Source organism: Streptomyces sp. NPDC090088 (genome assembly GCF_044747345.1).
Lineage (GTDB): Bacteria > Actinomycetota > Actinomycetes > Streptomycetales > Streptomycetaceae > Streptomyces.
Window position 1 is genome coordinate 51235 of sequence record NZ_JBIVDZ010000012.1, and the last position, 18725, is coordinate 69959.

The 18725-nt window shown below is 73.8% G+C and carries 17 protein-coding genes; 4 read left to right on the top strand and 13 right to left on the bottom strand.

Going from position 1 to position 18725, the window contains the following annotated elements; translation table 11 throughout:
* Window positions 1-36: 36 nt before the first annotated feature.
* From ACIPSJ_RS44860 to ACIPSJ_RS44900, 9 genes are all read right to left on the bottom strand, one after another.
* The gene (locus ACIPSJ_RS44860) at window positions 37-1053 is read right to left on the bottom strand and encodes a dihydrodipicolinate synthase family protein (protein WP_401354924.1); all 1017 of its coding nucleotides are present in this window, start codon (window positions 1051-1053) and stop codon (window positions 37-39) included.
* Window positions 1053-2666, bottom strand: a complete 1614-nt coding sequence (locus tag ACIPSJ_RS44865; protein ID WP_401354927.1) for an FAD-dependent oxidoreductase — start codon at window positions 2664-2666, stop codon at window positions 1053-1055. The genes ACIPSJ_RS44860 and ACIPSJ_RS44865 overlap by 1 nt, the downstream gene beginning before the upstream one ends.
* The gene (locus ACIPSJ_RS44870) at window positions 2663-4762 is read right to left on the bottom strand and encodes an amylo-alpha-1,6-glucosidase (protein ID WP_401354930.1); all 2100 of its coding nucleotides are present in this window, start codon (window positions 4760-4762) and stop codon (window positions 2663-2665) included. Before ACIPSJ_RS44870 ends, ACIPSJ_RS44865 begins: the two co-directional genes overlap by 4 nt.
* Entirely contained in the window at window positions 4759-5583 is an 825-nt protein-coding gene (locus ACIPSJ_RS44875; protein ID WP_401354933.1) for an ATP-binding cassette domain-containing protein, read from the bottom strand. The genes ACIPSJ_RS44870 and ACIPSJ_RS44875 overlap by 4 nt, the downstream gene beginning before the upstream one ends.
* A complete protein-coding gene (locus tag ACIPSJ_RS44880) occupies window positions 5580-6611 on the bottom strand; it encodes an ABC transporter ATP-binding protein (protein ID WP_401354936.1) in 1032 nt (343 codons plus the stop codon). The genes ACIPSJ_RS44875 and ACIPSJ_RS44880 overlap by 4 nt, the downstream gene beginning before the upstream one ends.
* Window positions 6608-8149, bottom strand: a complete 1542-nt coding sequence (locus ACIPSJ_RS44885; protein WP_401354938.1) for an ABC transporter substrate-binding protein — start codon at window positions 8147-8149, stop codon at window positions 6608-6610. The genes ACIPSJ_RS44880 and ACIPSJ_RS44885 overlap by 4 nt, the downstream gene beginning before the upstream one ends.
* Before the next feature lie 126 nt (window positions 8150-8275).
* Window positions 8276-9154 carry an ABC transporter permease gene (locus tag ACIPSJ_RS44890; protein ID WP_401354941.1) on the bottom strand — a complete coding sequence of 293 codons (879 nt, stop codon included), beginning with the start codon at window positions 9152-9154 and terminating at the stop codon, window positions 8276-8278.
* Entirely contained in the window at window positions 9154-10080 is a 927-nt protein-coding gene (locus ACIPSJ_RS44895; protein WP_359226914.1) for an ABC transporter permease, read from the bottom strand. Before ACIPSJ_RS44895 ends, ACIPSJ_RS44890 begins: the two co-directional genes overlap by 1 nt.
* Window positions 10077-11177: a LacI family DNA-binding transcriptional regulator gene (locus ACIPSJ_RS44900; protein ID WP_401354944.1), complete on the bottom strand. Its 1101-nt coding sequence runs from the start codon at window positions 11175-11177 to the stop codon at window positions 10077-10079. The genes ACIPSJ_RS44895 and ACIPSJ_RS44900 overlap by 4 nt, the downstream gene beginning before the upstream one ends.
* Before the next feature lie 195 nt (window positions 11178-11372).
* Between ACIPSJ_RS44900 and ACIPSJ_RS44905 the strand changes: the two genes are divergently transcribed.
* On the top strand, window positions 11373-12236 hold the full coding sequence (locus ACIPSJ_RS44905) for a phytanoyl-CoA dioxygenase family protein (protein WP_401354946.1): 864 nt from the start codon (window positions 11373-11375) through the stop codon (window positions 12234-12236).
* 4 nt (window positions 12237-12240) lie between these two features.
* Window positions 12241-13146, top strand: coding sequence for a helix-turn-helix domain-containing protein (locus tag ACIPSJ_RS44910; protein WP_401354948.1), 906 nt, complete (start codon window positions 12241-12243; stop codon window positions 13144-13146).
* Here the strand turns inward: ACIPSJ_RS44910 and ACIPSJ_RS44915 are convergent.
* From ACIPSJ_RS44915 to ACIPSJ_RS44930, 4 genes are read right to left on the bottom strand one after another with little or no spacing between them, the layout of a single operon-like run.
* A complete protein-coding gene (locus tag ACIPSJ_RS44915) occupies window positions 13143-14558 on the bottom strand; it encodes a hypothetical protein (protein ID WP_401354951.1) in 1416 nt (471 codons plus the stop codon). The genes ACIPSJ_RS44910 and ACIPSJ_RS44915 overlap by 4 nt on opposite strands.
* A 48-nt stretch (window positions 14559-14606) precedes the next feature.
* Window positions 14607-15068 carry a hypothetical protein gene (locus ACIPSJ_RS44920; RefSeq protein ID WP_359226904.1) on the bottom strand — a complete coding sequence of 154 codons (462 nt, stop codon included), beginning with the start codon at window positions 15066-15068 and terminating at the stop codon, window positions 14607-14609.
* Between the two features lies 1 nt (window position 15069).
* Entirely contained in the window at window positions 15070-15351 is a 282-nt protein-coding gene (locus ACIPSJ_RS44925) for a hypothetical protein (protein WP_359226903.1), read from the bottom strand.
* Complete coding sequence (locus ACIPSJ_RS44930) at window positions 15348-15776, bottom strand: hypothetical protein (RefSeq protein WP_355723024.1); 429 nt, start codon at window positions 15774-15776, stop codon at window positions 15348-15350. The genes ACIPSJ_RS44925 and ACIPSJ_RS44930 overlap by 4 nt, the downstream gene beginning before the upstream one ends.
* 136 nt (window positions 15777-15912) lie before the next feature.
* Between ACIPSJ_RS44930 and ACIPSJ_RS44935 the strand changes: the two genes are divergently transcribed.
* Together ACIPSJ_RS44935 and ACIPSJ_RS44940 are read left to right on the top strand one after the other, a co-directional pair.
* Window positions 15913-17358, top strand: a complete 1446-nt coding sequence (locus ACIPSJ_RS44935; protein ID WP_401354954.1) for a hypothetical protein — start codon at window positions 15913-15915, stop codon at window positions 17356-17358.
* Window positions 17358-18722, top strand: coding sequence for a hypothetical protein (locus tag ACIPSJ_RS44940; RefSeq protein WP_401354956.1), 1365 nt, complete (start codon window positions 17358-17360; stop codon window positions 18720-18722). Before ACIPSJ_RS44935 ends, ACIPSJ_RS44940 begins: the two co-directional genes overlap by 1 nt.
* The last annotated feature ends 3 nt before the right edge of the window (window positions 18723-18725 follow it).

Sequence of the window (18725 nt, forward strand, 5' to 3'; positions counted from 1 at the left end):
AGGTGAGGGAACCGGCGCGGGACGTCACGCGCGGGATCAGGCTCGTACGAGATGCGCGTCGAGCGGAGCGAGCAGGTCGAGCAGTGCCTTGCGCTCGCCGTCGGAGCATGGCGTGAAGGGCGGCGCGACATGGGGCGGGCACAGCCCTCGTGCGGCGAGGACGGCCTTCACCGCGGGCACCCCGGGTCGTACGGCGTGCAGCGCCAGCACGGCGTCGAGCACCCGTTGTGCGCGCCGCGCGTCCTCGCCGCGGCCCTCGCGGTGGGCACGGAACAGCTCGACGGCCGCCCCGGGGGCCAGGTTGGCCACCCCGAGCACCACGCCGTCGGCGCCGAGCCGGAGCGCGTCCAGTGCCTGCCGCTCCGCGCCCTGGCTCACGCCGAAGTCCGCGCGCCGGCGGGCCGCCGCGAGGGCGTGGCCGAACAGGGCGAGGTCGCCCGAGCTGTCCTTGATGCCCACCAGGTGGGCGAGGCCGGTCAGTTCGTCGAGCAGGGCGGGGGTGAGCGGGTTGCCGTAGCGGGGGGCGTGGTAGGCGACGACGGGGATACCGAGGCCGGCCAGGGCGGTGTAGTGGGCGACGATCTCGTCGTGCCGGTGGTGGAAGTAGATGGGCGGGCTGAGCACCAGCGCGTCCGGCGCGGCGGGCCGGACGGCCTCCGCCCGCTCCAGCGCCTCGGCGGTGCCGGGCGCGGTGATGTTGATCAACACCGGTCCGTTGTCCGTCAGTTCGCGCCAGCGGGTGGCCACCTCGGTGGCGAAGTCGGTCAGTTGTGCGGTGGGGAGCAGGGGGCCTTCGCCGTTGCTGCCGAAGAGCATCAGCCCGCGGGTGCCGGCCGCTGCGAGCGCGCCGAGCAGGGCGTGGGCGGCCGGGGCCGAGGGCTGCCCCGGGTGGTCCATCGGTGTGACCAACGGGACGATGGCTCCGGACAGTAAGGCACGTCCGTCGATCTGTCTTCGTTCGGCTGCTGCCACGTCGTGGCTGGTCGCGCCCCGCGGCGGAGCCGCAAATTGACACAGCCCCGCGCCCCTGCGGGGCGCTGCAGTACCGTCCATCAGTAGCCCCTGATCTCGGGCCAGGCCAGTTCGGCTCCGGCGCGGGTGAGTTCGTGCTGGAAGTTGCTCAGCCGTGCGCTGTCCTCGTAGACCTGCCCGGGTTCCAGCCGGTGGTCCAGGCAGTGCGCGGCCAGTGATCCGGCTGCCTCGCCGATGTTCCACTCGACGGGGTGCAGGCGGTAGCAGCCGTTGGTGATGTGGGTGGTCCCGATGTTCTTGCACACGGGCAGCAGGTTGCGCACGCGTACGGGGAGCAGGGCGCCCAGGGGGATCCGGAAGGGGCTGCTGGCGACGTCGATGTAGGTGTCGCCGCCGGTGGAGGGGTGGAGGTCGATGCGGTACATGCCGATGCCGACGGAGTCCGGGTACGGCACCGCGCCGTGTTCGCCGCGGACGGCGAGGGACAGGTCCTGTTCGACGATCCGGCGGCGGGCGACGATCCGGCGCGACTCACGGATGTACGGGGCCTTGGCCAGCCCGTCGGCCGTGCCCAGGACGTCGCCGCGCAGTCGCAGTCCGGGCCAGCCGGTGCCGCCGTCGGGACGGGGGGCCTCGGTCTGCAGCCAGTAGAGCATGCTCATGCTGAGCTCGCGGGCGCCCGCGAGATGCCGGTCCCGTTCCTTGTCGTCGACCCCGATGAGCGGACCGGGCAGATAGTCGATCATGGGCCAGTTGACGATGGTCACATCGCTCGCGGCGAAACCCGGCCGGTACAGCTTCCGGGAGACCACCCGGCGGAACTCCCACAGCTCCTTGTCGCCCGCGTCCCTGCTCTGGTCGGCGACGACCGGCCCGGAGTCGGTGTTGGGGGTGAAGCCGCGCGGTACGGTCTCCAGCGTCCTCGGGTCGGGCGCGCTCAGGCTCAGCAGCCGGTTCGGCCACTGCGGGGGGTGGTAGGCGGCCCAGGTGTCGTAACCGGCCGGCCGGTCGACGGTGTGGTCCTCCCCGGGCACATGGTCGACGGCGAACACCCAGGAGAACGCCTGCATGTTGGAGGGCTGGGCCTCCTCGGGCGCGCTCGGCTCACCGGTGTCCCGCCGGGACTCGAAGCCCGTCACGTGCTCGGTACCGGTCAGCGGCAGCAGGTCGCCGAGTTCCGTGGCGTCCAGGACGTACGGTGCCGAGGCTTCGACCCGTGTCCCGTCGGGGCCCTCGACGGTCACGGACCGCACCCGGTCGCCGTCCACGGAGGCGGCCACCGGACGGTGCCGGTACAGGATCCGCAGCCGGCCGGCGGCCACGTAGGGCGCGACCATGGCCTCCAGGACGGCGGCGCCCACCCTCGGCTCGTGGCAGAGCGCGCTCACCCGTCCCTCGCCCGGGTTGAGGTACGGGCGCCGGCGCGCCTCGTCGGTGAGCGGGTACCAGGTCCGGTAGTGCGCGCGGATCGCCTCGCGCAGGGCGCGGTAGGTGCGGGTGGCGCCGAACTGCTCGATCCAGGCGTGCTCGTCGGGCGGTACGCCCTGGCTGGTGAGCTGGCCGCCGATCCAGTCGGTCTCCTCGGTGAGCAGGACCGACCGGCCCCGGTCGAGGGCGGCCAGCGCCGCCGCCACACCGCCCAGGCCCCCGCCCACGACGAGGACGTCCGCGGCCGCGGCCGTCGGTGCGCTCATGTGCCGCTCCTCTCCGGGCCGACGGTGAATTCCCTGGTTCCGCCGGGTACCTCCATCGGCACGGGCGGGCCCCCGTCCGGCGGGGTGACGAGCAGGTCGCCGTCGCCCTCGGCGATCCCGGTGACCCGGTCGCCGGTGCGCCGGTAGCCCCGTACGACGACACCGGGCGCCATGTCCAGCAGGACCCGTCCGTCGAGGTGGACGGTGAGCCGGTCGGCCGCCCGGACGTCGAGGCGGCCCTCGCCGAGCGGCAGGTTGCGCAGTTCGGCCGGCTCGCCGGGGTGGGCGAACCGCCAGCCGTCGGGGCGTGCGTCGGCGAGTTCGCCGAAGGCGAGGTACGCCAGCAGACCGCCCCAGGCCATCAGCCCGTCCGAACGTTTCTGAAAGCTCGTCACGTTCTCTCCCTCGACGGCCGGATAGTTCTCCCGCACATGGCCGTGCACCCGCCACTCGTCGAGAAACAGCCGCAGCAGGGCGCCCACCACCGGCCGGCTCAGCCCGGTCAGCCCGTACCGCCGCAGCCCGCGTACGGCGAGATACGCCATCGGCGCCCAGATCCGGCCGCGCCAGTAAGTCGCCTCGAAGCCCGGGTCGTCGCGGGCCACGCTCGGCAACGGGCGGACACCGCCCAGTACTTCGGGCCGCAGCAAGTCGGTGGCCATGGCCGCCGCGCGGTCGGCGTCCGGCAGGCCGCCGAGCAGCGCGTACAGCATCGTCGGGGAGACGTGCGGATCGTGCGTGCCCGTGGAGGTGAGGTTGCGGTAGCCGTTGCGGTCGCCGTCCCAGAGAAGCCGGTCGGCGACCGCCTTCGCCGTCGCGGCCTCGACGCGCAGCCGGTCGGCCGTCGCCCGCTCGCCCAGGAGGGCGGCGATCTCGGCCAGGGCCTCGGCGTCGGCGATGTGCAGCGCGTTCAGGCCGACGTCGGCGAGGTCCATGGTGTGGGTCACCGGGTCGTAGCGGGCCTCGTCGTACATCGGGGAGTCGTCCAGGCCCGACTCCCGTTTGGCTCGGTCCAGGGTCGCCGACGCGGGGTCGCCTTCGACCGGGTCGGAACCCCAGGCGAGCAGCCCGTGCGGGCCGCGGCGGGCCCGGGGCCACCAGTCGTGCCAGGCCAGCAGCGCCGGGAAGGTGTCGTCGAGCAGTGCCCGGTCGCGGGTCTCGGACGACAGGCCGCCCGCCAGGTAGGCCTGATACACCGTCAGCGCGCCTACCGGCGGCTGCGAACGGTCGTCGGTGCGGCCCCGCTCGTCCGAGATCCGGTTCGGGATCATGCCGGCCGCGTCCGCGTACGGCAGGATCTGGCCGAAGATGCCGCGCGCGTAGTCCCGGTCGACGGCCGAGGCGGCGAGACCGGTGAAGAAGGTGTCCCAGGCGTGCAGGGCCCAGGTGCCGTAGAAGCCCTTGCGCTCGGCGCAGACGAAGTCCCTGGAGGTCGGGGTGAGGACCCGGCCGAGGTCCGGGGCGTAGACGGTGTTCCAGGTGACGGCCCGGGTCAGGGCGTCGGCGGCGGCGCCGAGCCAGCCGCCGGAGCGGAGCCGGGTGCGGTCGGTGGCGGCGCGGCGGGCCGCGAGTACGGCGGGGGTCCCGTCCACCGTGCCGGGTGTGCCGGCCGGCGCGACGCGCAGGTACACGGTGCCGGGTCCGTCGTAGGCCAGGACCGGCGGGCTCTCCACCCGGTGGGCGGGCGAGGAGGCGGTGACCGTCCAGTGGATCCCGCCCGCGAGGACGGTCCCGAGCGGGTCCTCCGGTCCCTCCGTTCCCTCCAGCGAGAGCACGATCCGGCCCGTGCTCTCGGCGCGGACGTGCAGGATGTCGCCGGGTCCGCCCGCGAAGGCCAGCCGCAACCGGTGGCCCGCCGCGCGGACCGTCACTTCGGCGTAGCCGCCGTCCACGGTGTGCGGTCCGAGCCGTTCGAGTCCGTCGCGCCAGGTGAACCCGTCGAGCACCGGACCGTCGGGGCCGAGGACGCCGAACCGCACCCGGGGTCCGGACGGCAGCCGGCTCATGCCGGTGTGGGTGCGGACGTCCCAGGTGTTCCAGCCGGCCGGCGCCGGAGTCACGGCGGTGCGCGGCTCTCCCGTCCCGTGCTCGCTCATACGACCGCCTCGCCGTCGGCGGCGCCGTCGCCCGGCACCGCGTCGTCCAGGTCCAGGGCCGCGTCCAGCAGCGCCTGCGTGTACGGGTGTCGCGGGGCGGTGAGCACCTCGCCGGTGCGGCCCTCCTCGACGATCACGCCCCGGCGCATCACCGCCACCCGGTCCGCGATCTGGTGCACCACGCCCAGGTCGTGCGAGATGAACAGCATCGCGAGCCGGTGCCGGGCACGCAGGTCGACGAGCAGCCGCAGGATCTGGGCCTGGACGGACACGTCGAGCGCCGACACGGCCTCGTCGCAGACCAGCAGCCGGGGCCGTACCGCCAGCGCTCGGGCGATGCTGACCCGCTGGCACTGGCCGCCCGACAGGTCCCCCGCGCGCCGCGCCGCCACCTCGGGGTCGAGCCCCATGTCGGCGAGGAGCCGGTGCAGTGCCTCGGTGCGGTCGCCCTCGGGCGCGGTGACCGGGTGGGTGCGCCAGACCTCGCCGATGACGGCGGCGACCGTCATCCGCGGGTTCAGCGAGGAGCGCGGATCCTGGAACACCATCTGCACCGCGCGCTGCAGTTCGGGCGGCCTACGTCCCGCGCGGCCGAGCGGCCGTCCCTCGAAGGTGACGGTCCCGGCACCCGGCCGCAGGAGTCCGGCCACGCACCGGGCGACGGTCGTCTTGCCGGAGCCGGACTCGCCGACGAGCCCGAGTGTCTCCTCGGCTGCCACCGACAGGCTCGCCCCGTCCACGGCGACCTGACCGCTCCGCCGTCCCCCGTAACGGACCCGCAGGTCACGCACGTCGAGGAGGGCCTGCTCGCTCGGACTCACGACCGCGCCACCTCCTCGGCGAAGTGGCAGGCGCTCCAGCGGCCCGGCACCACCTCCCGCACCTGTGGCCGCTCGGCACGGCACCGGGCGCGGGCCAGCGGGCAGCGCGGGTGGAAGGCGCAGCCTGCGGGCCGGTTCGCCGGGGTCGCCGGGGCCCCGGGCAGCGGGTCGGCGAGGGCGGTGCGGGTCCGGACGGCGGGCACGCTGCGCACCAGGGCGGCGGTGTACGGATGGGCGGGCCGCCGCAGGACGTCACGGGCGGGCCCGTGCTCGCAGACCCGTCCCGCGTACATCACCACGACCTGTTCGCCGACGTGCGACACGACCCGCAGGTCATGGCTGACCAGCAGCATCGCCAGGCCGTCGGCCGCCTGGATGTCGGCGAGCAGCCGCAGGATCCGGGACTGCACGGTGACGTCGAGCGCCGTCGTGGGCTCGTCGGCGAGGAGCAGCGCGGGGTTTCCGGCCAGCGCCATCGCGATCACGGCACGCTGGCGCAGGCCCCCGGAGAGCTCGTGCGGGTAGGCCCGCGTCCGCCGTTCCGGCTCCGGTACGCCCACCCGGTCGAGGAGTTCGACGACCCGGCGGTTCACCTCGGCCCGGGGCAGCCGGTCGCGGCGCGGTATCTCGCCGACCTGACGGCCGATGCGCTGGGTCGGGTTGAGGGCGGCGAGCGGGTCCTGGAAGATCATCGCGATCTCCCGGCCGCGTACCGCGCGGCGCCGGGCCGGGCCGGCGGCGAGCAGGTCCTCGCCGTGCCACAGCAGCCGGCCGGCCAGGGTGGCGCCCTCGGGCGGCAGGCCCAGGATCGCCTGGGCGGTCATGGTCTTCCCGCTGCCGGACTCGCCGATCAGCCCCACGGTGGTGGCGCGCGGCACGTCGAAGGAGACGCCGTCCAGCACCCGGGTGCGGGTGCCGCGCGGACCGGGGAGTTCCACCACCAGGTCCTCGATCCGCAGGACCGGCCCGTCCGTTGCGGCCACCGCCTTCCCGGCGCCGTGTTCGCGTGCGGTTCCGGCGGGGGTCACGAGCCGCCGGTCCGTACGCCGGCGAAGTCCGACAGTCCGCTGGCGTCCGGGACGAAGCCCTTCAGGTCGCTGTTCCAGGCGTAGGCGATGCTCACGGACATCGGGTACATGCCGACCGCGTCCTGCCAGATGATCTTGCTGGCCTGGCCGTAGAGGTCGGTGCGCTTCGCCTTGTCGGCCGTCGCGCCGGCCGCCGCGAGCAGGCCGTCCAGGGTCTTGTTGCAGTAGCCCATGCGCTTGGCCGCGCAGGTGTAGAGACGGCCGAGGTTGCTGGCCGCGTCGTAGCTGGGGGTGGCCAGCTGCTGGAAGTTGATGTCCCACTTGAGGGCGAGCAGGTCCTCCGTGAAGACGGCCTGCTCCTTCTCCAGCGGGTCCACCTGCACGCCGACCTTCCGCAGGTCGGAGACGACGGCCTCGATGAAGGGCTTGAACTCGTCGTTGGCGAACTGGAGCCGGAGCTTCTTGGAGAAGTCGAATCCTGCGGCGGTGAGGGCCGCCTTGGCGGCCGCCGGGTCGTAGGCGACGGCGGGCTGTGTCACGTGGCCGAGGACGACGCCGGTCACGGGCGCGTCGGCGGCCTTGCCGGTGTCGGGGTACAGCTTGTCGATGATGGTCTTGAAGTCGACGGCCTGCCAGATGGCCCGGCGGACCTTCGCGTCCTTGAGGGCGGGGATCGAGGAGTTGAACCACATGGTGAACTCGGCGCTGCTCGGCACGGTCTGCACGGTGAGGCTCTTCTCGCCCTTCAGCGAGGCCAGTTGGTCGTCGGGGATGCCCCAGACGACGTCCACCTCGCCGGTGCGCAGCGCGGTCATGCGGGCCGCGAGTTCGGGGATGTTCCGGATGGTGACCTTGCCGAGCGTGGGTTTCGTGCCCCGGTACTTCTTGTTGGGCACCAGGACCAGCGACCCGCTCGGCGTGAACGCGTTCACGGTGAACGGGCCTGAGCCGACAGGGTGGTTGAAGAAGGCGGTGTCGTCCTTGCCGACGCCCGACGGGAGGACGTAGAAGGTGCCGAGCTTGCCGGGGACGGACGCGTCGGGCGCCGGGCTGTGCAGGACCACCTCGGTGGCGGAGACCTTGGTCATCGTGTCGCCCGGGAAGTTGCCCGCGTTGGGGCCGTTCAGGCCGATCATCCGCTGGAAGGAGGCGACCACGTCGTCGGCGTCGAGGGCGGAGCCGTCGGAGAAGGTGACGCCGGAGCGCAGCGTGAACGTCCAGGCGGTGACGTCCTTGTTGGGCTTCCAGGACGCGGCGAGGTCGCCTTCGAGGGTGCCGTCCGCGGCGGGTTTCACCAGTCTGCCGAAGATCTCCTGGGCGGCCAGCTGGGTCCCTGTGGAGGCGCCTTGGGCTCCGTGCGGGTCCAGGCTCTCGATCGGATAGGTGCCGGCGACCGTCACGTCTCCCGAGGCGGAACCGCCCCCGTTGTCGTCGCCGCCGGTGGTGGTCGAGCAGGCGGCGAGGAGCGCCGCGCCCGCCGTGGCGGTGGCGGCGAACCGGATCAGCCGGCTCCGCCCGTGCTCACGCGTCCTGGTCATGATGGTGCTCCTCTCGATCGAGGGTCGGTCGGAGTCAGCCGGTGGGTTCGGAGTCGGTCGGGGGGGTTCAGGGCCAGTCGGGGGTTCGGAGTCGGTCGGGGGGTGAGGCGCCGTACCTGGTGTGGTTCAGCCGGGGCGGCCACGCCCGTGGCGGGCGGTGAGCTGGTCGCCGAGGATGCCCACGTTGACGATCAGGAGGGACAGGGCGATGCCCGGCAGGGTGGAGATCCACCATTGCGTTTCGAGGTACTCCTTGCCGTTGGCGATGGTCTGCCCCCAGGACACGGTCGACGGGGGCAGCCCGATACCGAGGAAGCTGAGCCCCGCCTCGGCCAGCACCACCAGCGCGAATTCGAGCGTGGCGAGGGCGACGATCGGGCCCGCCGTGAACGGGAGCACGTGCCGGACGAGGACGGTCCGGCCGGGCACGCCCAGCACCCGGGCGGCGTCGACCCACGGCCGCTCCCTGAGCGACAGCGCGATGCCCCGGGTGACCCGGGCGAAGCCGATCCAGCCCGTCGCCGAGAGCGCGATCACGACCAGCAGCACACTGCGCTCGAAGGCGCCCGCGATCACGATCGCCAGCAGGATCGCGGGGAAGGCCAGCAGGACGTCGAAGATCCGGGCCAGTACGGCGTCGGCGACGCCCCGGAAGTACCCTGCTACGGCGCCGAGGAGGACCCCGACGGCGCAGGACAGCGCCACCGTGGACACGCCGATGAGGACCGCCGTCCGGGCCCCGTAGACGATCTGGGCGAACAGGTCGCGGCCGAGTCCGTCGGTGCCGAGCCAGGCCGTGCCCCCGGTGGACACCTTGGCGCCGGGGGCGAGCAGCCGGTCGTCCAGGGAGGTGTGCACCGGGTCGTAGTGGACCAGCAGTGGCCCGACGACGGCCACCAGCAGGTAGCAGGCCACGACCACGGCGGGGAGCCGGGACAGGAGCGAGCGCGGTGCCCGCCGCGGGGCCGTCATCGGCTTCTCGACGGCGACGGTGAGGTCGGCCATCAGACGGCTCCCGTCCGGATCCGCGGATCCAGCTGCGCGATGAGCAGATCAGCCACCAGGTTGAGTACGACGACGATGCCGGCGATCAGCAGCGTGGCGCCCTGGACGACCGTGTAGTCGCGGTTGGCCACCGCCTCCACCACCAGCGATCCGAGACCGGGCCAGGCGAACACGTTCTCCACGATCACGGCGCCGCCGACCAGCGCCCCGACCTGGACGCCCACCACGGTCACCACCGGGATCAGCGAGTTGCGCAGGGCGTGCCCGAACAGCACCTGACGCTCGGTCAGACCCTTGGAGCGCGCGGTCCGGATGTAGCTCTCGCCCATCGTCTCGGCGACGCTGGTCCGGGTCAGCCGGGCGATGATCGCGACGAACGGGAAGGAGAGGGTGACGGCGGGCAGCACCAGGTGCTGGGGGGTGCCGACCCCGGAACTGGGCAGCAGCCGCAGGGTCAGGGCGAAGACCAGCACCAGCATGATGCCGATCCAGAACGTCGGGAACGACTGGAGGGCGATCGTGCAGGCCGAGACCACCCGGTCCACCAGGCTGCCCGGCCGCGCCCCGGCCAGCATGCCGAGGGTCAGTCCCACGACCACCGCGATCACGGTGGCCGTCACGGTGAGGTCGATCGTGGCGGGCAGCCGGTCGAGGACCGCGCCCATCGCGGACCTGCCGAGCCAGTGCGACTGGCCGAAGTCGAGCCGGCAGACGTCACCGAGGTAGCTGAGGTACTGGGCGCCGAGCGGCCGGTCCAGGCCGAGCGAGGAGCGCAGCTGGTCGATCTGGCTCCGGGTGGCGTCCGGGCCGAGCAGCACCGTCGCGGGGTCGCCGGGCGCGGCCCGGACGATGAGGAAGATCAGGGAGGCGGCGCCCCACATCACGAACACCCCGATGAGCAGCCGGTGCACGATCATCCGGATCATGTCCGCGGCCTCCCGCCCCCGGCGGGCACCGGTCCGATCGAGTCACCCGGGACGAAGGCGCAGGGCACCGTCAGCCGGCGCGGTTCGGGGCTCTCCTGGTCGAGCAGTTCGACCAGTACCCGGACGGCCTCCCCCGCCATCCGGGCGCGGGGCAGCGAGAACCGCGTCCAGTTCCGCGACTCCGCCGTCCAGGACGGCGGATCGCCGAGCAGGGCCAGGGAGCAGTCCTCCGGGAACCGGACCCGCCGGGTGCCGGCCATCGTCGCCAGCGCCTCGGTGAGCCGGTTGTCCTCGGTCGGCTCGACCAGCAGCGCGGTGATCCCCAGTTCGCCGATCCACCCGGCCAGCCGCTCGGCCGTCAGCTCCGCCGGATCGGTCAGGCTCCGGATCAGCGCCTCGTCCGCGACCAGGCCGGCCTCGGCCAGTCCCCGCCGGTAGCCCTCCTCGCGGTCCCTGGTGGGCTCGCTGTCCTCCAGGGCGCGCAGGTACAGGATGCGTCGGTGGCCGAGGCGCGCCAGCTCCGCGACGAGCGACGCGGTCGCCGAGACGTAGTCGGCCGCCACATAGGAGAGTTCGCCGTCGTCCACCTCTCGGCGTCCGACGAACACGATGGGAAAGTCCTCCCGGACCAGCGCCGACAGCTCCTCGCGGCGGACGTTCCGGCCGAGCAGGACACAACCGTCCGCGATCTTCAGCCGGTTGGTCCCGCCGACGTAGATCGACCGCTCGGCCCCCGGCGCCCCGGACGCGGCCCCGCCGGAGCAGAACAGCAGCAGGTCGTAGCCCTGCCGTGCGGTCTCCTCCTCCACGCCGAGCAGGAACGGGTAGTAGAAGTCCCGCTGGTCGGTCGGGAACACCGACTCGAAGGTGTAGAGCCCGAGCAGCCGGTTCCGGCCGCCCTTCAGGCTGCGCGCGGCGACATTGGCCGCATAGCCGAGCTCCTCGGCCGCCGCCAGCACGGCCCGCCGGGTCGGTTCCGCGATCTGGTCACTCGCCGCGCCCCCGCTGATCACCAGCGACACCGTCGCCTGGGAGACGCCGGCGCGCCGCGCGATGTCCCGCTGGGTGGAGCGTCTACGCCGTTCGGGAGGGACCATGAGCACTCCCTAATACGTATTAGCAACTACCGAATGACGGTACTCGGATCCGGAGAAATGCGTCAAGGCGCGTGAACTGCCTTTGTCCGCCTTGTTTCTGACAGATGATCGGATCTTGCGGAGTGACCGGATTCGCCATCCCGGTGCCCGCCCGAGCCATGGCACGCGGACGCGGTGTCCGGGAACATCGGGACCATGGCCGAGAACACCGCCGACGACGACCTCGCCTCCCGCTTCGGCCGGGACGGCTACGCCGTGCTGCCGGACGCCCTGGCCCCGGACGAGGTGGCGGAGTTGCGTGCGGAGACCGTGCGGATCTGCCTGGGCGAGCGGGGCCACGTCGAGGGCGCGCCGGCGCCGGTCCCGGGCGAGAGCGACGACGAGGCCGTACGGCGGTTCCTGTGCGTGCACTACCCGCACAAGTTGTCGGCGCTCATGCTCGACACCATGTGCCATCCCGCGGTCGTCGGGCCGCTGACGGAGGTGATCGGGCCGGACGTCAAGTCGATGCAGTCGATGCTGTTCGTCAAGGCCGAGGGCAGGCCGGGCCAGGCCTGGCACCAGGACGAGATGTTCATCCCCACCCGGGACCGCTCGCTGACCGCCGCCTGGATCGCCCTGGACGACGCCACCGTCGACAACGGCTGCCTGTGGGTCCTGCCGGGTTCGCACCGGCCCGGCGTCATCTACCCCAACCGGCGGCACGACGACGCCCGTTACGACTGCACGGTCGAGTCCTACGCCTTCCCGTACGACGAGACCGACGCCGTGCCCGTCGAGATCACCGCCGGATCGGTGCTGCTCTTCAACGGCTACCTGCTGCACAAGTCGCTGCCCAACTCCGGCCGGCGAGGCTTCCGCCGGGCGCTGGTCAACCACTACATGAGCGCCGCGTCCCTGCTCCCCTGGGCCCCGCCCGAGGCCGAAGTACCCATGGCCCAGACCGACTTCCGGGACATCGTGCTGGTGGCGGGCCGGGACCCGTACGCCTACAAGGGCACCACCGACATCCGTACGCCCCGGGTGCGGCGCGACCGGTCCGGGGGCTGCGACCGGTGAGGCCGTGACAGACGTCGCCGCACCCGTCCTGCCCGTCCCGCTCGTCCCGCCGTTCGCGCCCACGCTCCTGGCCCGGCTCGGTCCGGCGGTCGCCGACTACCCTCCCGGGTCGGTCTTCGGCCCCCGGGACGCGGGTTCGTACGAGTTCGTCTGGCTGCTGCGGGGCGGTGCCCGCTGGGTCTGCGGTGACCTGACCGTTCCGCTGAAGCCCGGCGAACTGCTCCTGGTACGCCCCGGGATGCGCGACACCTTCCACTGGGACACCCGCCGGGCCACCCGGCACGCCTACACGCACTTCCGGCTCCGCCCCGCCCCCGCCGACACCGCCTGGCCGGTCGTCCGGGACCTCACCGGCCAGGACGACCCGATGGCCGCGCTCTGCCGGCACCTCCTGACGCTCGGCGCGACCCGCCCGCCGGCCTGGGAGCGGCACGCCGAGGAGACCCTGCGGCTGCTGCTCTTCACCTTCGTGCACGGCACCGGCCCGGGATCCGGCGCCCAGGCGCTCCCGGAGCCGCTGCTCGCCATGATGGCCACGGTCCGCTCCCGCTGGTCGGACGGCGTCGCCCGCCCGCTCGCCCTGGAGCGGCTGGCGGAGGCGGCCGGCGTCTCCCCGAGCACCCTGTCCCGCCTCTGCCGCCGGCACCTCGGCGTCAGCCCCGTGGCGGGCCTCGAACTGCTCCGCCTCGCGCGGGCCGAACCGCTGCTCTGGCTGAGCAACCTCTCGCTGCGCGCCATAGCCCTCCAGTGCGGCTTCGCCGACGCCTATCACTTCTCCCGCCGCTTCCGCGCCGTCTACGGCATACCCCCGAGCGCCTTCCGCGGGGTCCCGCCCGAGTCGGCCCCGCCGTCCCCGGTCACCTGCGGCGCGCTGTCCGCACTCCAGGCCCTGGCGCCGCCCTCGTCCTAGTACTGCTCGGGGCGATGCCCCGCCCGGTGGTCGGCGGGTGCCGGACCCAGGTCCGACAGCACATCCAGCACGGCCCCCGCCACCCGCGCCGTCCGGTGCCTGCGGAGGTCCAGGACGGGAGCCGGGTTCGAAACGGCATGGGAGGCCAGCAGGTTCATCAGGGGCCAGAGGGCGTCGGAGCGCCGCGGCAGGGGAATCCGACGGCCGTCGGGGGCGATGACCGTGGCGGTCGTGACGCCCGCGAGGAGGCTGGTGCGGTTCCAGTCGACGTCGTAGGCGCGGCCGTCCGGGCTGACGCTGAGCACCACGTCCCTGGTGTGGTGCAGGACCGCCAGGTAGTCCAGCGGCACGGTGAGGCGCCGGGCCGCGTCGAACGGGCGGGTGCCGTCCGCCGGCCGGATGCGCAGCACCGTGTCCAGCACCGGCCCGTGGTCCTGGAAGGTCGTCCGGCCGCGCATCTCCAGGAACCGGGCCCGCACCAGATGCCCGCCTCGGCGCGACCACCCCCGGCCCACATGACCGAACCCGCCCTCGCGGCCCGGGAGTTCGTCCACGAGCAGCCGGGCCTCCTCGCCCGGCTCGGACACCGGTGCGGGCTCCTCGGGGCGGGCACGGTCGCCGTCGGCCAGCTCGGCGTAGCGGGCCGCCGTCGGCGCGTCCAGGCGCCGGAGGTCGATCGTGTCCCCCACCATCCTGACGCCTCCGACCTCCCGCGAGATCCGCATCTGTGCCAGCTGGCGGCCGGTCCGCCGGGTCACGTCGGCCGTCCGGCCTTCGAGGTCGATCACCCGGCAGGTTCTCGTGCCCGCCAGCAGGGCGCTGCGCGGCCAGAGCACGTCGACCCGCCCGGGGCTCCCGGTATCGGCCGGGTCGACGAGGACGGCCAGGCGGCCCGCCGTGACCGCCGACAGGCACAGGGACGGCACCCGCCACTCGCCCGTCACCTCGGACCGGACGTCCCGCGCCGTGTGCACCCGAAGCCTCATCCTGACCACCGGCGTGAACTCGTCCGGGGCGTAGTCGCCGTAGTGCGTCGTGAACGTCGCCTCCCCATCGGGGCTGTACCGCGCGAGCGAGGCCTCCAGGACGTCCGCCCGCACCAGGTGGGCACCCGCGGGGCCCGGCGCGGAACTCGGCGCCCACATCACGAAGGTGTCGTCCCCGTACGCGTCGTACGCGCCGTCCCTCACCCGGTCCCGGCGGGTGATCCGGGGGAACATCTGCCGCGTGGCGACGGAGGCCACGACCGGGATCATGGCGGTGACGGCCGCGCCGCCCGCGCCCACCGCGAGGCCCCAGCGCTCGCCGTCGCGCCAGACGGTCCACCCCACGGCGAGGAGGATCGGTCCCACTGAACAGCACAGCGCGGCGAACAGGAACTGGCCGACGAACACACCGGTACGGCTGCGCATCGTCTCTCCTCACTGGTGGCGGGTCGGGGAGGGAGGGGGGTTGGTTCGTCAGAGGTCCACGCGGAACAGGCCGCCGGACGGGTCGACGACCGCCGTGAGCCGCAGGCCCACGCGCAGGGCGTCATGGGAGGAGCGCCGCCAGGTCACCTCGAAGGTCCGGAACCCGGGCCCGCTGACCCGCAGCCCGACCGCGAGGCCGGCGTCGTCGGCGTCCTCCCAGGGGGTCAGGTCGGTGACCTCCGCGGTCGCCGGGAGCCCGACGGCGTCGAGCCGCCGGTTGTGCTCCCGCTCGACGCTGGTGTGCGCCCAGAGTCCCAGGCCCAGGGGAAGGAAGACCACCGTGAAGACGATGCCCATGACCGTCAGGTCCGCTCCGGCGAGGAGGACCGCGCCCAGCATCACCGGTCCGCACAGGCACATCAGCAGGGCGTCGCAGTACAGGTTGGCGGCGCCCCACGGGCCGATCCGCCGCACTCGCGTCCACCGGATCCCCTCCTCGTCGTCGGCCATGTCAGTGCCGCGCGGGCTCGGGCGGCAGGCTCCGCGCCAGCTGCTCCGCCAGCGCCCGCAGACCGGGGAGCAGAGCGGCCTCGTACGGGACGGAATGGCGTCTGCCGTGCCGGGTGACGATCTGCGCGAGGTGCCTGCGGCCGGTGCCGAACTCCAGCCGCGGTCGTTCCCAGACGTGGTAGCGGGCGTCGTCGACGTAGCCGAACACCTCCAGCACCCGGCCGTCGAAGGCGAGCAGGACGTGGTCGTTGGCCGGTGCCTCGAAGAGCGGTGCCGAGGTCACGGGGCCACGCCGTCCCCGGCGTAGAGGTAGCCGCCCGGCCGGGCGGGGTCGGCGATCAGGAGGACCTGGTCGCCGGGGCGCGGGATGCGCAGCTTGGAGACGACGGTGCGGAGCGTGACCGGGTCGGCCGTCGCCGCGGACGTCCGCAGGACCAGGTCGACGACCGGGTCGTGGTTGACGAGCTGTCCGGTGTCGGCGAGCGACACGACGACGGCGGGTACGGTCGGCGCCCCCGCGGCCAGCAACTGCTGTACCTCCTGGACCGACTTGTACGCCCCGATCGACTCCTGGACCCTGGCGAAGTCCTCCTGGCCGAGGAAGGCGCGTGTGGCACGGCCGTAGAAGCCCTTGCCGCTCGCCACCTTGTCGGCGATCTCGGCGGCCCGCTCCTCGCGGTTCCCGCCGCGCTTCCCGAAGATTCCCATGACTGCTTCTCCTTGGGGTGAGCCGGTGTTGTACGTGGTGCGTGGTGCGTGGTGCGTGGTCAGGACGCTAGGCGGCCCGGGCCGTCTACCGATCCCAGGTTCGCCCGCCTGTTCGGGGACGACGTACGCTCGCCGCATGCCGCCCCCGCGCCAGCCGACCGCCGAGACCCGGCCCCGTGCCCTGGTCATCGACCGTGCCTGGCGGAGCCTCGGGCCGGGACCGGAGTCGCTGAGCGGCCCCGGCGGGGCGCCGCTGACCCGGACCGTCAAACTGATCGTGCTGCCGCTGGTCGTCAGGCCCTCGCTGCGTCCCGAACTCGGGGCGGACTTCCTCGGTCCTGCCGAGGCCGCGCGCCTGGACGCGCTGATCCGGGAGTCCGGTCCGCGTCTGGTGGCCACGGCACAGTGGTTCACGCTGCTGAAGAAGGCGCGCCGGGCGCTGGGCGTGGTCGCGGGCAACCCCCAGGACCTGTACTTCCAGCGCTGCTTCGAGCTGGCCACCGAGCACGGGGCGCCCTCGACGGGTGCGGACGCGGTGGCGAGGGCGGTGGTCGAGGAGGTGGCGGACGCGGGCGGCGGGCGCACGGTGGAGGCGCTCAAGGGGCACCTCGCGGACGCGGCCCGGCGCGCCCGTCTCGACGCGGAGCTGGCCGCCGCGTGGGAGAGCCGGACGACCGCCCCGACCGCCGGTACGGCTCATGCGGCTCATGCCGCTGGTACGGCGGATGCGGCTGATTCGACCGATGCAGCTGATACGACTGATACGGCTGATGCGGTCAGGTTGGCGACCGAGGCTCTGGACGCCTGCGGTGCGCCGGGCGGCTCACCGGCGTACGCCGCTATGGTCGGGGCGGGACACGGCACGCTGTTCGGCCGGGCGCTGTGGGTGCGGGCGAGCGGGTTCTGGGGTGTCGAGGGGCCTCCGGCGTCGCTGGGGCTGACCGCACGCCAGGTGCCGCCACGCCCGGAGACCGGCCAGGGCGCCTCCACCGCCACCCTTCCGGCACCGCTGGACCGCACGCTCTTCGAACGCCTCTTCGTGGTGCTCCAGTCGTCGGCCCGGCGCGAGGAACTGCCGACCGTGCCGGAGCTCGTCTCCCGTGAGGTCGGCCGCAGTTGTGCTCCGCTCGGCCTGCACGACGAGAGCCTGCGCGTCGCCGTCGTCCTCGGCGGGCGGCTCGCGGTCGGCCTCGACCCGCTGGGCACCGGCGAATCCGTGCCGGGGCGCACCGCCGCGCACCGGGCCGTCAACGGCCGCTGGCGGAGGGAGGCTTCGGTGCTGCGCGCCCGCCGGATGACCGTCTCGGACCGCCCCGACCAGGACGGCGGCGCCCTGGAAGCGCTCGCCCAGGACCTCCGCACCCCCTGGGCCGCCTACATGCGGCGGCTGTGGGTACGGCTGCACGGACGGGACGTGCGCGACGCGCCACTGGCGGACCTCGCGTCGGCCTGGGCGATGCTGGACGGGGTCGCCCGCTCGGTGATGGTGGACCACCGCGCCCGGGTCCGCTCGGCGCTGCGCGCGCTGTCGGCGCCCCCGGCAGCGGCCGACGTGGCACCGGCCGAGCCGAGGAGTGCGTGATGGCGGCGGGGACCGGGACGGAGGTCCGCGTGACGCGGGGCGAGGACGGCACCGTCCGGATCGCCGCCGCCCCTGGCCTCGGGCACGCCATGTCGTCCTACGACGATGTGCCGCCCGTCGGACCGGACTTCACGCGGGCCGTGCTCGACGTCGCGGGGGCGGTGCTGGTCTGGCCGGTCCTCGGGGAGCCGGGGCCGCCGACGGCGGAGATCCATGACGCGGGGCGGGCTCAGCAGTGGCTGTGGGCGGTCTACGGCGAGCGGGTCGCCGCCGCCGTGCACGACGCCGGGGCAGGGCAACCGACGGATGCGCGCGTCGCGGCGGAGACACCGGCCCTCGCGGGCGCCGCCGCCCGGCTCGGCTTCGCGCACTGGGCGGCCCGGTGGTGGCCGGCGTCGTACCCGGACGGCATCGCGGCACTCGAACCGGACGTGCTCGGACTGGAGACGGCCGCGCTCACGCACCGCTGCCAGCAGTTGTTCGACGACCTCGGCGACCAGCCCGACGACTGCGCGGCCGACCTGATCGAGGAGCACCGGGCCGCCCTCGCCCCACTGCTCCGGTGGTGGCACTCTTCACCGCAACAGGCTTATACGACCCGGCACTTGGACCAGGTCCTGCGGCTGGTGGACAGCGCGGCGGACTGCGCCGGGCTGGACGGGACGGCGCTGCGCCGACTCCGCTCGGCCCTCGACGAGGGGCCGGAGCACGGCCGTTCCGGTGCCCCGGCCGACCCCGCCACGCTGTTCACCCGGCAGGCGGGTTACGCCCTCGCGGCGGGCGACGCGCGCGGTGCCGGCGGCCGGGTGATCGCCCGGGGCACGGGGACCAACGACTGGCGCCGCTACCCGCCCGGCCTCGTCGACTCCGGCGAGCACGCGGTGTCCTGGACCGCCCGTGCGCTCGGTGCGCGACGGCAGATCGAGGTCGAGGTCGTCGCGCACGTCTCGGCCCCCGCCGGCATCGGCGTGCCCCTCGTCGCGGAGGTCCGGGTCGACGGCGGCCCGCCGCACCGGGTGCCCCTCACCAGGCGCGACGACCTGTGGACCGGCCGGGCGGAGGTGGACCTGACCCCGGCGGCCACACCGTCGGCATCGGCGCCGCTCGGTGTCGACGTCGGCGTCCTGCTGCCCGGTTTCGACCCGGGCGCCGGTACCGAGGCCCGCGCCGACCGTGACGCGGTCCGCGCCCTGACCAGGCGGCGACTGGCCGACGCGGCACAGGCCGGGGCGGCGCAGGCCGGGGCGGCACAGGCCGGGGCGGACGACGCCCACGACGACGCACCGGGACCGCACGACGACGTCCGGGCACCGCTTCTCGCCGAAACGCTCGCCGCGCTCGCCGCCACCAGTGAGGACTACTGACCG